This window comes from Pseudomonas sp. MWU347, assembly GCF_017947305.1.
GTDB classification, from domain to species: domain Bacteria; phylum Pseudomonadota; class Gammaproteobacteria; order Pseudomonadales; family Pseudomonadaceae; genus Aquipseudomonas; species Aquipseudomonas putida_A.
Map to the genome: position 1 here is coordinate 1 of NZ_JAFGZB010000010.1, position 15,621 is coordinate 15,621.

A 15,621-nucleotide genomic window follows, 5' to 3' on the forward strand; every position below is an offset into this window, starting at 1 on the left:
GCGAAACCGCCAGCCGCAACACCCAAAAAAACGGATATTCACCCACCCTCCCAGGAACCTGGTCGGCCCTAAGGCCGCCAAGTCCAACCTAAACCCGAGCCTGACTCTTACTCCAATCCGTCAACAAACTATAAGCCACCGCCAACAACGTAGGCCCGATAAACAACCCGATAAACCCAAAAGCGATCAACCCGCCAAACACCCCAAGCAATACAATCACCAACGGCAGATTCCCCCCGCGGCTGATCAGATAAGGCTTCAACACGTTATCCACGCCACTGATGATGAACGTCCCCCAGATCCCGAGAAACACCGCCATCCCGTATTCACCTTTCCAGGCCAGCCAGGCCGTGGCCGGAATCCACACCAACGGTGGCCCCATCGGAATCAGACTCAACAGAAAGGTCACGATCCCCAGCACCAGCGCCCCCGGAACCCCGGCAATCAGGAACCCGACCAACGCCAGAACCGCCTGCGCCGCCGCCGTACCGATCACCCCGTTGACCACCCGCTGCACGGTGCCGGCCACCAGCTCGATGTAATACCCGGCACGCTCACCGATCAGGCGCTGCAGCAGACCGTGCACAAACGCCGCCAAGCGCGGCCCGTCGCGATAGAAAAAGAACACAAAGACAATGCTCAGGGTCAGCTCGAGAATCCCGCCGCCGATCTGCGCACTGCGCGCCAGCAACCAGTTACCGACCTGCCCCAGATACGGTTTGATCGACACCATCAGCGCTGCGCCCTGCTGATCAATGCTGTTCCAGATCCCCACCAGCCGCTCGCCCACCAATGGCACGCTGCCGAGCCAGACCGGCGCCTCCGGCAGACCATCGACCTGCACATCCTTGATGAACGCCGTGGCATCGCGCACGTGATCGGCCAGGTTGAACCCGAGCCACACCAGTGGCGCCGCCACCAGCAACATCCAGCCCAGGGTCAAAATGGCCGCGGCAAGTGATTCGCGGCCATTGAGCCAGCGGGTCAGCAGACGCATCAGCGGCCAACTGGCGAACGCCAGCACCGCGCCCCAGAACAGCGCCGACCAGAACGGCGCCATCACCCACAGGCTGGCACCGAACAGCACCAGCAGGAGGATTTGCACCAACAGCCGATCGTTATTGAGCATGTACAGTCTCGAAGAAGTCAGTCGGTCAAAGAGTAGGCGAACACGCCGCGCGTGCACGCCCGATGCAGCTTACCGCAACAGATCGATGCGCAGGCCAGAGCCTTCGGCGCTCCCCGCCTCCATCCGTGCCGCCCGCACCCCCTGACCGATCAGCGCCTGACGCCAGGCCTCGGCCTTGGGTCCGGCAATCGTCACGCGTTGGGTGGTGTCGAGGTTCAAGCCACGGGAAATCAGTCGTAACCAGGTGTCATCCGGATCGCCGGTCAGCTTGGGAAAGTCCAGTTCACCGGTACTTTTGAGCTGTCGCAACAGCGTGGCCGAGGTCGGCAGCAACACGCCCAGCGGCGCGCCCGCTTCGAACTGTTCGACATGCAGGTAGGCTTTGCGATTGCCGCGGGTGATGCTGTAGAGCGCGACCAGGGTGTTGTCCTTCGGTGCGGCCAGACGCAACAGCAGATAGGCCTGTTGCTCATCGGCACCGTACAGCTTGGAGTTGCCGAACACTTCATTGGCCCACAGGCTGCTTTCGCCACAATCACGGGCCTGACACCAGAACAGCAACTCGGCGTCCTGTTTTTGCAGGGCTTCGCGGGCGGCGGTGAAGGCTTCGGTGGCGGAATGCTCAGGCGGCAACTCGTAGGTGACCGAAGTGGTCTGGCCGCGCGCCGTGACCTGGCCGTCAAAGCGCAACTGGCCGCTGATCTTGCGGATCGAGCCCAGCGGATAGATCCGCTCAAGCTCCACAGGAGGGCGATAGTCGACGATCTGCGCATCGGCCAGACGCGGCACGATCTGCAAATCCTGGCTGCCGGGCACGTCGGCGGCGAACGAAACGGAACTGAAACAGCACAGCGCCAACAGACTGAGTGACCGCATAGTCAGGCTCATCGGATCGGCATGGCTTGGCGGGTCGGGGGCGCAGCGGTATAGAAATCCATCGAGTTTGTCTCCCATTTCAACCCGCCCAGCCTCGACAGTTGCCCGGTGCAAGTCAAGGAATGGCGAAGAAGCGATTGAAACAGTCTGCGACAAGGTCGGCACCGGACTCATCGTTCAGGTGCAAATGATGCCCGCCCGCCAGCTGTTCCTGGCTAAAGGGTAGACGCTCCAGCAACTGCGGATGTTTGGCCAGCATGCCGTCGGCGGCGACCACCAGTTGCGCCGGGCAAGTGATGCGCTGGACGAAAGCCATCGCCTGCTCCTGCGTCAGGCGCAACGGCGACGGCAGGGTCAGGCGATTGTCGGTGCGCCAGGTATAACCGCCAGGCACCGGCATCAGACCGCGTTGCGCCAGCAGTTCGGCGGCTTCGCGACTGACCGCCACCAAGCCCTTCATCCGTGCTTCGATAGCGCGGTCGAGGGTGTTGTAGACCGGCTTGCGCTTTTCGCGCAGATCCAGCTGCGCTTGCAGGGCCATGCCCATGCGCTCGGCGGCATTTTCGCCTTTGTCCGTAGGAGGAATCACCCCGTCGATCAACGCCAGGTGAGTGATGCGCTCCGGCAACGACCCGGCCAGCACCAGCGAAACGATCGCGCCCATCGAATGCCCGAGCAGGCCGAAGCGCTTCCAGCCCAATTGCTCGGCGACCTGCAACACGTCGTGCGCATAGTCCCACAACGCATAACCGGCGCCGTTGGGCCGATGCCCGGAATGCCCATGCCCGGCCATGTCCAGCGCGATGATGCGCAGGCCTTTGAGCTTGGGCGCCAGGCGCGCAAAGCTGTTGGCGTTGTCGAGCCAGCCATGCAGGGCAATCACCGGCAGACCGTCCTCGGGGCCGAACAAATGCGCGGCCAGTTCGATATGCGGCAGGCTCAAGCGCACTTCTTCGAAGGTCGGGCTCATGCGCAGTCCTTCTGTTGGCGGCGCTCCCAGCGCGTAAACAGCTCTTTGAGCAGGCGCGCCGTGTCTTGCGGACGTTCCAGCGGAAACATGTGCCCGCCGGGCATGCTCAGTGCTTCACCCTGCGGCAGGCGCCCGACGAATCGGCTGTGATGACGCATGACCACGCGGCTCTTGTGACCACGCACCACCGCCAGCGGCACCTGCAATTGGCGCGTGCGACCGGGACTGGTGTGCGGCACGCCGCGATAGATGCTGATTTCAGTGGCCGGGTCGAAGCGCAGACGCAGCTTGCCGCCGACCGTATGCAATCCGTGTTGCAGATAGGCATCGAAGCATTCCGGATCGAAACCGCGAAACAGGCTCTTGCCGGCAAAATAGCTGCGCGCCGTGTCGAGATCGGCGAACTCTTCGCGCCGCCCCAACGTACGTCCGGCCGGGGTCAGTTTGTCGATGAAGCCGAAGCGCTTGGCCGCGCGGATCACCCACTGGTCTGTGCGAGTCAGCACCGGCGAGTCGAGCATGACCACGCCGCGATACAGCTCCGGGCAACGCAACGCCGCGTGCAGGTGCAACACACCGCCAAACGAATGGCCGACGCCCCACACCGGCTGATCCTGTTGCTGCAGATGGTGGATCAGTTCGTCGACCAGGTTGTACCAGTTGTCGTCCGCCGGGAAACGCGGGTCATGGGCATGCTGTTCCAGATGCGCGACCCGATACTCGGGCGCCAGCGCCGCGAACAACTTGCCATAGGTGCCCGAGGGAAACCCGTTGGCGTGGGCGAAAAAGATCGGTTGCGACATGCAGGTTTATCCATGAGCGGAAACATGCCGCTGATTGTCCGCAAGAGCGCGGCCCTGAGCAATGACCGTAACTGCCAGGAATGATGACAGTCCGGACAGCATGATGGTGTTTCAGGGAGATCGCTTCCCCCTCACCCCAACCCTCTCCCCCAAGGGGGCGAGGGGGAAAGGGAGCTGATCTGCATGAATTTCAAAACCTGAACTCGGCTCGATAGCTCAGGTCGGCGCAACTCGAACATCCAGCCCGATCAGTCCCCTCTCCCTCCGGGAGAGGGTTAGGGTGAGGGCGGCTGCTCGCCCAGTGGAACCACCGCCATGGTCAACCGCGACACACAACTGGCCTTGCCCTCGTCACTGGTCAGGCGGATATCCCAGACATGCGTGGTGCGGCCGATGTGAATCGGTTTGGCCACCGCGGTCACCCGCCCGCTGCGCAAACCGCGCAAATGGTTGGCATTGATCTCCAGCCCCACGCAGTAGAACTTGCTGGCATCGATGCACAGATAACTGGCCATCGAACCGACGGTTTCCGCCAGCACCACCGAGGCGCCGCCGTGCAGCAGACCGTAAGGCTGGTGGGTGCGGTGGTCGATGACCATGCTCGCCGTCAGCGATTCCTCGTCGAAGGACTCGAAACGGATATCCAGCACTTCGCCGATGGTGTTTTTCTGGATTGCGTTCAACTGCTCGATGTTCGGAGTGGTGCGCCACAAGCTCATCGCTGGCTTCCTTTGTTGTTTTGGTGGTCACTCAATCCTGCCACAGCACCGCCTCGCTGCGCGCGCTCCATTCTTCAAACCGCGCGCCGTAGGTGTCTTCAATGACGTTGCGCTTGATCTTCAAGGTCGGCGTGAGAAAACCGTTTTCCACCGCCCAGCTGTCCTTGACCACCACCAGCCGGCGCAGGCGCTCGTGTTTGTCGAGCACGGCGTTGACCTCTTCGAGCAGTTTTTCCAGGCTCGAATGCAGACTGGCCCGCCCTTCGTCCTGATTGACCGTCGAGAGCACGCACAAGCCCAGCGGCGCACTCAGGCCATCGCCGACAACACAGACCTGTTCGATCCGCGAGTGCACCGCCAGCCGGTTTTCAATCGGCGCCGGGGCGACGTATTTGCCTTTACTGGTCTTGAAGATTTCCTTGAGCCGGCCGGTCAGGCGCAAGCGCCCCTCGGCATCCTGCTCGCCCTTGTCGCCGGTACGCAGGAAGCCGTCCTCGGTGAGGGTCTCGGCGGTTTTCTGCGGCTCCTTGAAATAGCCGAGCATGTTCGCCTGACTGCGCACCTGCACCTCGCCGGACTCGTCGATCCGCACCTCGACCTCCGGGCACGGTTTGCCGATCCAGCCCTGTTTGTATTGGCCCGGCAGGCAGATGTGCGAATAGCCGCAACTCTCGGTCATGCCATAGACCTCCATCACATCGAGGCCGAGTTTCTGATACCAACTGAGCAAGGTCTGCGGCACCGGTGCCGCGCCGGACAGGGCGACGCGCAAGGCATCAAGACCCAGGCCGGCCAGCACCTTGTGCCCGACCCGCTTGCCAAGGAACGGCAGGCCGAGCAGGAAATCCAGGCGTTTAGCCGGAATCTTGCCGTACACGCCCATCTGGAATTTGGTCCAGATCCGCGGCACGCCGAACATCGCCGTGGGCCGCGCCCGCTGCAGATCGGTGATGAAGGTGTCGAGGCTTTCGGCAAAGAACACGGTTTGCCCGGTGTAGATCGAGGCCAGCTCAACGAACATGCGTTCGGCGACATGGCACAGCGGCAGGTACGACAGCAGCCGGTCTTGCTCGTTAAGCCCGAACAGTTGCGTGCCGCGAGTCGTGGCGAACCCCAGATTGGCAAAACTGTGCATCACGCCTTTGGGCAACCCGGTGGTGCCGGAGGTGTAGATGATGGTTGCCAGTTGCTCGGCAGCAGGACGCGGGTTGTCCTGGATCGGCGAGCTTTTTTGCAGGTCATCCCAACTAAAATCGAACTCGCCGGGCGGGTGCAGCGGCAGGCTGATGGTCGGCAAATCCGCCGGTACACCGACCGACATGCCCGGCCAGTCATCAAGCTTGCCGATGAACGCCAGCACACTTTCCGAATGCGTCAGCACCTGATTCACCGAGTCGGCGGTCAGGTTGGGATACAGCGGCACCGAGACGTGCCCGGCCATCCAGATCGCCAGATCGGCAATGATCCAGTGCGCGCAGTTTTTCGAGATCAGCGCGATGTGGCTGCCCTGCGGTAATTCCCGCGCGCGCAGCCAATGCGCGGCACAACGCGCTTGATGACCGACGTCGGCCCAGGTCAGGGTCTCGACCTGCCCGCCACCGATGGGCTGCACCAGAAAACGCTGGCGCGGGTGCCGGGCCTCACGCTCGTAAAACATATCCAGCGGCAAACGGAAGGCGGCAGACATGCGACTCGCTCCTGTTTTTTGGGTCTGGAGCAAGCGTAGTCAACCAAGCAAGTGCTTGGTTGGAAAATTCAAACAAATAATTTCAACTGAAAATGAGGGCCCTGTGGGAGCGGGCTTGCTCGCGAATGCGGTCTATCAGTGACATTTACAGTGACTGACACAGCGCATTCGCGAGCAAGCCCGCTCCCACAAGGAATCAGCGTCAGGGGTGCTTGAGACTGTTGAGGGTCATCGAGCCGATCAGCAGCTCAGGGCTTTCCAGCTCGGCCAACCCCGCCGTACCGACCTTCTCCGGCGGATATCCGGCGCCATGCTGCAGATAGCTCAGCAGATTGCCCACCAACGGGTTGTGACTGACCAGCAGCACATCGCTCACCGACACCAGTTGATCGGCTACCTTGTCCGGATCGCTCTCCGGCGTCAGCCAGCCGACCGTGCGGATCTCCGGCTCGAACCCCAGCGCCTCGCGGACAATCTGTGCGGTCTGTTGCGCGCGCAGATAAGGGCTGGCGTAGATCGCCGTCAGTGGCTGGCCGATCAATTGCGCGGCGCTGCTCAACGCTTCTTTGCGACCGTGTTCGGTCAACGCCCGCTCGGAGTCAGGGCACGAGCCGTAAGGCACCGCCTCGCCGTGACGCAACACCCAGAGTTTCATAGCTTGGGTTCCTCATCGCGGGCCGGATGCGGCGCTGGCGGCACGGCGTGCGGTGCTTCGCCTTCCGGGGCACGCGGGGTTGGCCAGTCGGCAAACGGCCAGGGTTTCTGGTCGCTGTGAAAGCTGCCGAAGCGGCCGATCTGCGCGAGGAACTGGCTCAGGCTGTCGCCGAAATTCATCAGGCTGGCGCTCGGCGCGCCGTAAATCAAACGATAGATCAGTTGCACCAGCACCACGGCGCCGAGGATGAACTGCGCCACTTGCCAGACCAGCACGTAGACGATCATCCACAGCACCCGCAGGAGAATGGATTCGTACTTGGCTTCGGTTTTCGGATCGTTCATGGCTCGCTTCCTGTTGAATCAGTTGAAACCGCTGGTGGAAATAAAGTCGACGTCGGTTTTCGGTTCGGCACGCATCAGTAGACCGATCACCTGCTCCAGCGTGCGTCCTTCAAACAGAATCGCATGCAGCCCGGCGACCAGCGGCATGTACACGCCAACCTCCTGGGACTTGGCCTTGAGCACCTTCAGGGTGTTCACGCCTTCGGCGACTTCGCCCAGACGCGACACCGCTTCATCAAGGCTCAAGCCCTGACCGAGAGCAAACCCGACCTGGTAGTTGCGGCTCTTCGGCGACGAGCAGGTGACGATCAGATCACCGACCCCGGCCAGACCGAGGAAGGTCATCGGGTTGGCACCCTGGTTCACCGCGAACCGGGTCATCTCGGCCAGGGCGCGAGTGATCAGCATGCTCTTGGTGTTCTCGCCCATCTCCAGCGCCACCGCCATGCCGGCGATGATCGCGTAAACGTTTTTCAACGCCCCACCCAGCTCGACGCCGAAACGGTCAGCACTGGCGTAAACGCGGAAGGTGCGACCATGCAACGCAGCCTGTACCGCTTTGCAGAGTTCTTCGTCTTCGCTGGCGACCACGGTGGCGGTCAGCGCGTGTTCAGCGATCTCCCGCGCAAGGTTCGGCCCGGACAGCACGCCGATGCGCGCCTGCGGGGCGATCTCTTCGAGGATCTGGCTCATCAGTTTGAAGGTGTGGGCTTCGATGCCCTTGGTCAGGCTGACCAGCATCTTGCCGCTCAGGCGCTCGGCGTGGGCGGCCAGCACCGTGCGCAATGCGCTCGAGGGCAGCGCGACGAAGCACAGCTCGCAGGCGTCGAGGGTGGCCTGCAGGTCAGTGACCGCAGTCACTCCCGGCAGAATCTTGATGCCTTTGAGGTAACGCGGATTCTCGCGGTTGACCCGGATGGCCTCGGCCTGCTCGGGGTCACGCATCCACTGCCGGACTTGATGGCCGTTCTCGGCCAATAGATTGGCCACGGCGGTACCAAAACTTCCGCCTCCCAGGACCGCAATCGGGCGCTGTTCAGTCATATGCAATCCGTTAATCCATACCAGTGGCGATGCCGGCATTATACGGGGCGACCGGAGCGCGGCCAGCCCCTGCGTCAATTACCGACACTTGTAGGAAGAAGACCAATAAAGCCGAGGAAAATGCCCGCATCGTGACTGGAAAAGTCACTGTCCTCGGTTAACATGCGCGCCAATTCTTTGCGATCAAGGCCGTGCCGTGTCTTTTGGCTCTCCCCCCTCGCGTTCGTCACTGCTGCTGGCGCTGCTGTTCAGCCCGGTGTTGCAGGCGGACGACCTGTTTGTCGACAGCGAAACGCTGCCGCAGGTGCTGACGGCCACGCGCCTGAAACAGACGCCGGCGGAAGTGCCGGGGAGCATGACCGTCATCGACAGTGAGCTGATCAGTGCCAGTGGCGCGCGGGACATCAGCGAGTTGCTGCGACTGGTGCCGGGGATGATGGTCGGCAACATCAGCGGCAATCAGGCGGCGGTCAACTATCACGGAACCAACGCCAGCGAAGCGCGGCGCATGCAGGTGCTGATCGATGGCCGCTCGGTGTACCGCGCAGGCCTGGCCACGGTGGACTGGAGTGACATTCCGGTGGCCATGGAAGACATCGAGCGCATCGAGGTTTTCCGTGGGCCGAACACCGTCAGCTACGGCGCCAACGCGCTGATGGCGGTGGTCAACATCATCACCCGCAACCCGGCGGACAGCCACGGCACGCGCCTGAAGGTCACCCGAGGCCAGCGCGGCATCAACGACTTCTATGCCAGCCAGGGCACGGGGTGGAATGGCGGCGACCTGCGTTTGTCGCTGTCCGGCCAGGAAGACGATGGCTTCGACAGCGACCGTACCGGCGCCGATTACCGTGACAGCCGCCGCTTGAACCGCTTCAGCCTCGCCGTCAGCCAGACCCTGAGCGACAATCAGAGCCTCGACTGGCAGATCAACGCGAAGGACGGCAGCAACCAGCGGCCCTACACCTACCGCCCGGTGTTCTCGGGGATTACCGCTGCCGGGAACAATTCCGACGTGATCGCCAAGGATTACGCCGGCTCGGTGCGCTGGAATCTCGACATCAATCCCGAACACAGCCTTTATATACAGGGTTCGGCCCAGCACTGGGATCGCCAGCAAGTGTGGCGCGCTTGCGATGCCGAAGTGTCGTTCAGCCCGCAACTGACCCAGCTGTGGCAGCTCAACCCGAACTACACCGAACGCCTCGCACGCAATATCACCCGCTTCACCGGCCCTGGCGCCGCGCCGGGTACCCCGCAGGAAATGGCCCTGGCCAATCAGGTGCTGGATCAGTGGCGCAACGGTGCCAGCCAGACCTTGTGCGGAGACATCGATCAAAGCGCCCGCGAGTCGCGCTACGATCTCGAATTGCAGGACACCCTCAGCCTGTCCGACAGTCTGCGGCTGGTCAGCGGCCTGAACTATCGTTACGACCGGGCCGACTCCGAGACCTACTTCAACGGCACGCTGGACGACACCACCTGGCGCGCGTTCGGCCAACTGGAGTGGCGCGCCAGTGAACACTGGCTGTTGCAGGGTGGCGCCATGTTCGAAAACACCCAATTGATCGGCAGTTCGCTGACGCCGCGATTCGCCGTCAACTACCTGATCAACCCGCGCCATGGCCTGCGCGCGGTGTATTCGGAGGCGATCCGTTCGCCGGACATGTTCGAGAACAACGTCAACTGGAGCTATCAGGTGAGCAACCTGCGGCCCTCGGCCTACGGTCAGTCCTCGGCGCGCTACTTCGTCAAGACCCGTGGCCCGGGCAATCTCGATCAGGAACACATGCGCTCGCGCGAACTGGGCTACAACGGCTATTTCGCCGAGCTAGGGCTGGCCGTGGACGTGAAGCTGTTCTACGACGAAATCACCGGGATGATCAGCGAGCCGCTGCGCAACAACCAGTACATCGCCAGCAACGCCAACAGCTCACGCTTTCGCGGCACCGAAACCCAGCTCGACTGGCGCCTGAGCATGATCGATCGCCTGCGCTTCACTTACGCTTTCGTCGACGCCGAAGCGAGCAATCCGCTGGATCAGCAATTCACCTCGCGCAACAGCGGTTCTGCCGGCTGGCTGCGTGATTGGGGCCACGGCTGGAACAGCGCGCTGTTCTATTACGGCGACAACGCGCTCAACGGCTACCGCTTCGAGCGCGTCGACACGCGCATCGCCAAACGCATCCCGCTGGGCAAGGCACAACTGCAACTGGCCGGCGTGCTGCAGCAGCGGCTCGACAATGAACCGACCACTTTCGTCGACAACAATTACGACGAACGCCGGGTGCTGTACTTCAGCGCCGAGCTGGAGTTCTAGGGTGCGCTACGCCACGGCAAACAAGACGCCAACCCTTGGCCACTGGCTGGCGGGTGTCTGTCTGTTTTTGACCGCGTGGCTACACGGCGTGGCGGTGCAAGCCGCCGATATTCTGTTGACCGGCGCCGAAGAAAGCCCCGGGGTGCAAGCCTTCGTCCAGGCCCTGAGCGAGCTGCGTCCTACCGACAACGTGCGGTTCCAGCCGCTGGCCAGCCTGCCGGCGCCGGGCAAGTTGCCGAGCAATCTGCGGATGATTCTGCTCGACCTGCCCAGCCTCGACTGGCGCCTGCAGGAGCCCCAGGGCCCGGCGACGCTGGTGTTGCGCATCAGCCGATTGCAAGCGCGGCAACGCTTGGGTGGCGCACAACCGCCGCACTTGAGTCTGCTATGGAGCGATCCACCGCTGGGGCGGCAACTGCAACTGATTCGACGGATTCTGCCGCAGGTGCGGCGGGTCGGCGTGCTGTTCGACCAGCACAGCGAATTCCTGCTCAAGGAGCTGCACCAGGCAGCAGCGCCGCTGAATCTGCAAATCGTCAGCCAGCGTTGGGACAACACCCAGGACAGTCGCCCGTTACAAAGCGTGCTGAGAAACAGTGACGTGCTGCTGGGCCTCGACGATCCCGATCTGTACAACCCGAAAACCGCGAAAAACCTGTTGCTCAGCAGTTACTCCCGGCAAGTGGCGCTGGTCGGGCCGAACGCGGCGTTCGTGCGGGCCGGCAGCCTCGCCAGCACTTACAGCGATCAGCCCGACTGGCTGGCGATCCTTGACCGGTTACTTGATCGCCCGCCGGCGACGTGGCCGCGCACGCTCTACCCCGATCGTTTCAAGGTCTCAAGTAATGTGCAGGTCGCTCGTTCCCTCGGTATCGAGCCAATCGATGAAGCGTCTGTTGCCCGCCAGTTGGCTGAAGGAGAAAGCCACCCATGAATCTGCGTCGCCGCTGGGACATCAACACCCGCACGCAATTGATCAGCCTCGGCCCGGCCCTGCTGCTCACGCTGCTGCTGATCAGTTTCTTTACCTTCGTGCGGATTCAGGATTTACGGCAGGAGCTCAATCACACCGGGCAACTGATCGCCAACCAACTGGCGCCCGCCACCGAGTACGGGGTGATTTCCGGCAACAACGAAGTGCTGGAAAGCCTGCTCAAAGCGACCCTGGCCACACCGAACGTGCGCTTTCTGGAAGTGCAGGACAGCGCCAACCGGATTCTTGCCTACGTTGAACAAGCCGCCGACGCGCACAACCGCCCGCATCAGGTGGAGGTGTTCCAGGCCCCGGTGCGCCTGCAACGGATCGCCCTCAACAGCGATTTTTTCCACGACGCCAAAGCCAGCAACAATGTGACCAGCGAGGACTATCTGGGCCGGGTGATTGTCGGTCTGTCCAACGATGCCTTCAGTCAGCGCCAACAGGAAATTCTGCTCAAGGCCGGGATTCTGGCGTTGTTCGCCCTGCTCTTCACCTTTGTTCTGGCGCGGCGTCTGGCCGGCAGTCTGTCGGCGCCGATCCGCGATATCGGCAACGCGGTCAAGGCGATTCAGCAAGGCGATTACAAGACCCCACTGCCGATCGTCGATGACACCGAGTTGGGCGCCCTGTCGCAGCACATCAACAACCTCGCCCAGGCACTGGAGCAGGCCAGCCGCGAACAGCATCAAGCGATGGCGCAACTGATCCAGACCCGTGAAGAAGCGGAAAAGGCCAACAACGCCAAATCCGATTTTCTGGCGATGATGAGCCATGAATTGCGCACCCCGATGAACGGAGTGCTGGGCATGTTGCAGTTGCTGGAAACCACCGACATGACCGAGGAGCAGATCGAGTACGCGGCGCTGGCTTCCGAGTCCACCGAACACCTGCTGAAAGTCATCAACGACATTCTCGACTTCTCGCGGATCGAACGCTCGGAACTGGAGCTTGAGCACATTCCATTCAACCTCGCCGACCTGATCGGCGCTTGCGCCCAGTCGTTCCAGCACAGCGCGGTGCAGCGTGGCCTGGACCTGAATCTGCGGATCCCCGAGGACATGCGCGCCTTGCAGGTGCAGGGCGACCCGACGCGGATCCGGCAGATTCTGGTCAATCTGGTGGGCAACGCGTTGAAGTTCACCGAGCGTGGCCGGGTCAGCATCGAGGCACAGTGGCAGTCGCTGGATCACGAGTTGCTGTGGTTCACCTGTTCGGTGCGCGACAGTGGCATCGGTATCTCCTCGGAAAGCCTGGAGTTGATGTTCAATGCGTTCCAGCAGGCCGACAGTTCGATTTCCCGGCGCTATGGCGGCACCGGCCTCGGCTTGCCGATCGCCCGCACCCTGGCCGAACGCATGGGCGGGACGTTGCGCGCCCAAAGCGAAGAAGGCCTGGGGTCGGTGTTCACCCTGGAAATCCCGCTGGCCTTATATAAGCAGTCGCTACCGCAACTGGCGGCACCGCGCGCAGCCAATGGCAACGGGCATGGTGAGGGGCGCAATGTGTTGCTGGTGGAGGACAATCCGGTCAACCAGACCGTCATCGAAGCGATGCTGCGCAGCCTGGGCTTTACCGTCAGCGTCGCCACCGATGGCGCGCAAGCGGTGCGCAGCGCCGAAGGCAATGATTTCGAAGTGATTCTGATGGACTGCCGCCTGCCGATCATCGACGGTTACGAGGCGACTCGGCAGATCCGTCAACTGCCCGGACGCCGCGAGGTGCCGATCATCGCGCTGACCGCCAACGCGTTGCAGGGCGACCGCGAAACTTGCCTTTCGGCGGGCATGAACGATTACCTGGCCAAGCCGTTCAAACGCAATGACCTACAACAGATTCTGCAGCGCTGGGTGCAGTAGTGACGGTTTTTCGACCATCTGCGACTGGCGTGAAAAGCGAAAGTGCGGCAGTCTTAGGCACCCGAACGAGCCTCAAAAGAGGCTTGAATAAAAATTTCAGTGCACAAGTGTACATTCATGTCCTTGGTGCTGTGACTTTCACCACAACGCAATAGTCTATGAGTAGGCTGCCGGTACGAGGCATGAACGCGTCGATCGGCCGGGAAGATTTGCCCCACCTGCCGCATGGGATTATTGAGGAGCTCGCATGACCAAACAAAACGCCTTTACTCGGGAAGACCTGCTGCGCTGCAGTCGCGGTGAGCTGTTCGGCCCAGGTAACGCGCAACTGCCCGCCCCGAACATGCTGATGGTGGATCGCATCACCCTGATCAGCGAAGAAGGCGGCAAGTACGGCAAAGGTGAATTGGTCGCCGAGCTGGATATCAACCCTGACCTGTGGTTCTTCGCGTGCCACTTTGAGGGCGATCCGGTGATGCCGGGCTGCCTGGGTCTGGACGCCATGTGGCAACTGGTCGGCTTCTTCCTGGGCTGGCAAGGCCTGCCGGGCCGTGGCCGTGCGCTGGGTTCGGGCGAAGTGAAATTCTTCGGCCAGGTCCTGCCGACCGCCAAGAAAGTCACCTACAACATTCATATCAAACGCGTCCTCAAGGGCAAGCTGAACCTGGCCATCGCCGACGGTTCGGTGACTGTCGACGGTCGCGAAATCTACACCGCCGAAGGCCTTCGCGTCGGCGTGTTCACCTCCACTGACAACTTCTAAGGGTTATTCGCATGCGCCGCGTCGTTATCACTGGTCTGGGCATTGTTTCGTGCCTGGGCAATGACAAAGAGACCGTCTCCGCTAACCTGCGTGCAAGCCGCCCTGGCATCCGGTTCAACCCGGAATATGCTGAAATGGGTCTGCGTAGCCAGGTTTCCGGCTCCATCGACCTCAACCTTGAAGAACTGATCGATCGCAAGATCTATCGTTTCGTCGGCCACGCAGCGGCTTACGCCTACCTGGCCATGAAAGACGCGATCACTGACTCCGGCCTGACCGAAGAGCAAGTGTCCAACCCGCGTACCGGCCTGATCGCCGGCTCCGGCGGCGCGTCGACTCTGAACCAGATGGAAGCGCTGGACATCCTGCGCGAGAAAGGCGTGAAACGCGTTGGCCCATACCGTGTAACGCGGACCATGAGCAGCACCGTTTCCGCGTGCCTGGCCACGCCGTTCAAGATCAAGGGCCTGAACTACTCCATCGCTTCTGCCTGCGCCACCAGTGCTCACTGCATCGGTACCGCCATGGAACAGATCCAGATGGGCAAGCAGGACATCGTCTTCGCCGGTGGCGGTGAAGAAGAGCACTGGAGCCAGTCGTTCCTGTTCGACGCGATGGGCGCCCTGTCCAGCAAGCGCAACGACACCCCGGAACAAGCCTCCCGCGCCTACGACGCCGACCGTGACGGTTTCGTCATCGCTGGCGGTGGCGGCATGGTCGTGGTTGAAGAGCTGGAACACGCTCTGGCCCGTGGCGCCAAGATCTACGCTGAAATCGTTGGCTACGGCGCAACGTCCGACGGCTACGACATGGTTGCCCCAAGTGGCGAAGGCGCGATCCGCTGCATGCAGATGGCAATGTCCACCGTCGACACCCCGATCGACTACCTGAACACCCACGGCACCTCGACTCCGGTCGGCGACGTCGCGGAAATGAAAGGTGTGCGTGAAGTGTTCGGCGACAAGGCTCCAGCGATCAGCTCGACCAAGAGCCTGTCCGGTCACTCCCTGGGCGCCGCCGGCGTTCACGAAGCGATCTACTGCATGCTGATGATGGAAGGCAACTTCATCGCCGGTTCCGCCAACATCGACGAACTGGACCCTGAAGTGGCCGATCTGCCGGTGCTGACCAAGACCCGCGAAAACGCCACCATCAACACCGTGATGAGCAACAGCTTCGGCTTCGGCGGCACCAACGCCACGCTGGTGCTGAAGCGCTGGGAAGGCAAGTAAGTCCCCGCTGCAGAGCCACACATGAAAACGCCCCGACTGGTTCGGGGCGTTTTTTTTCGTCTGCAGAAAGTCGCCAGGCACTCCGCTTTCCCTTGTGGGAGCGGGCTTGCTCGCGAAAGCGCTGGCTCAGGTATGAAGGTGGCGACTGACACTCCGCTTTCGCGAGCAAGCCCGCTCCCACAGGGGATATCAGTGCGCCTGAAAATGAAACTTCTGTCATGCAACTTCCCGCCCTGCGACCGAA

Annotated in this window: 14 protein-coding genes; 5 read left to right on the forward strand and 9 right to left on the reverse strand. The window is 62.0% G+C overall.

Going from position 1 to position 15,621, the window contains the following annotated elements; genetic code table 11:
- Nucleotides 1-88 precede the first annotated feature (88 nt).
- The 9 genes from KCG87_RS20775 to KCG87_RS20815 form a co-directional block, all read right to left on the reverse strand.
- Nucleotides 89-1,129, reverse strand: a complete 1,041-nt coding sequence (locus tag KCG87_RS20775; RefSeq protein WP_027612318.1) for an AI-2E family transporter — start codon at nt 1,127-1,129, stop codon at nt 89-91.
- A 69-nt stretch (nt 1,130-1,198) separates the two neighbouring features.
- Entirely contained in the window at nt 1,199-2,005 is an 807-nt protein-coding gene (locus KCG87_RS20780) for a DUF4892 domain-containing protein (protein ID WP_210558886.1), read from the reverse strand.
- A gap of 115 nt (nt 2,006-2,120) precedes the next feature.
- A complete protein-coding gene (locus KCG87_RS20785) occupies nt 2,121-2,975 on the reverse strand; it encodes an alpha/beta hydrolase (RefSeq protein ID WP_210558885.1) in 855 nt (284 codons plus the stop codon).
- Nucleotides 2,972-3,778 (reverse strand): alpha/beta hydrolase, encoded by an 807-nt coding sequence (locus tag KCG87_RS20790; protein ID WP_202368753.1) that lies wholly within the window; start codon nt 3,776-3,778, stop codon nt 2,972-2,974. Before KCG87_RS20790 ends, KCG87_RS20785 begins: the two co-directional genes overlap by 4 nt.
- A gap of 275 nt (nt 3,779-4,053) precedes the next feature.
- Entirely contained in the window at nt 4,054-4,497 is a 444-nt protein-coding gene (locus KCG87_RS20795; protein ID WP_134787093.1) for a hotdog fold thioesterase, read from the reverse strand.
- 31 nt (nt 4,498-4,528) lie between these two features.
- On the reverse strand, nt 4,529-6,184 hold the full coding sequence (locus KCG87_RS20800; RefSeq protein ID WP_210558884.1) for an AMP-binding protein: 1,656 nt from the start codon (nt 6,182-6,184) through the stop codon (nt 4,529-4,531).
- Nucleotides 6,185-6,386: 202 nt separating this feature from the next.
- Complete coding sequence (gene sixA, locus KCG87_RS20805; protein ID WP_134787095.1) at nt 6,387-6,839, reverse strand: phosphohistidine phosphatase SixA; 453 nt, start codon at nt 6,837-6,839, stop codon at nt 6,387-6,389.
- A complete protein-coding gene (locus KCG87_RS20810; protein WP_007968953.1) occupies nt 6,836-7,183 on the reverse strand; it encodes a DUF4389 domain-containing protein in 348 nt (115 codons plus the stop codon). Before KCG87_RS20810 ends, sixA begins: the two co-directional genes overlap by 4 nt.
- Before the next feature lie 18 nt (nt 7,184-7,201).
- Nucleotides 7,202-8,227 (reverse strand): NAD(P)H-dependent glycerol-3-phosphate dehydrogenase, encoded by a 1,026-nt coding sequence (locus KCG87_RS20815; protein ID WP_027612311.1) that lies wholly within the window; start codon nt 8,225-8,227, stop codon nt 7,202-7,204.
- 196 nt (nt 8,228-8,423) lie between these two features.
- Between KCG87_RS20815 and KCG87_RS20820 the strand changes: the two genes are divergently transcribed.
- The 5 genes from KCG87_RS20820 (at nt 8,424) to fabB (ending at nt 15,377) form a co-directional block, all read left to right on the forward strand.
- Nucleotides 8,424-10,547, forward strand: coding sequence for a TonB-dependent receptor (locus KCG87_RS20820; RefSeq protein ID WP_210558883.1), 2,124 nt, complete (start codon nt 8,424-8,426; stop codon nt 10,545-10,547).
- Between the two features lies 1 nt (nt 10,548).
- On the forward strand, nt 10,549-11,481 hold the full coding sequence (locus tag KCG87_RS20825; protein ID WP_134787097.1) for an ABC transporter substrate-binding protein: 933 nt from the start codon (nt 10,549-10,551) through the stop codon (nt 11,479-11,481).
- Nucleotides 11,478-13,382, forward strand: coding sequence for a response regulator (locus KCG87_RS20830; protein WP_210558882.1), 1,905 nt, complete (start codon nt 11,478-11,480; stop codon nt 13,380-13,382). The genes KCG87_RS20825 and KCG87_RS20830 overlap by 4 nt, the downstream gene beginning before the upstream one ends.
- 247 nt (nt 13,383-13,629) lie before the next feature.
- Nucleotides 13,630-14,145, forward strand: coding sequence for a 3-hydroxyacyl-[acyl-carrier-protein] dehydratase FabA (fabA, locus tag KCG87_RS20835; protein ID WP_003227150.1), 516 nt, complete (start codon nt 13,630-13,632; stop codon nt 14,143-14,145).
- A gap of 11 nt (nt 14,146-14,156) precedes the next feature.
- On the forward strand, nt 14,157-15,377 hold the full coding sequence (gene fabB, locus KCG87_RS20840; RefSeq protein ID WP_007968959.1) for a beta-ketoacyl-ACP synthase I: 1,221 nt from the start codon (nt 14,157-14,159) through the stop codon (nt 15,375-15,377).
- Nucleotides 15,378-15,621 lie beyond the last annotated feature (244 nt).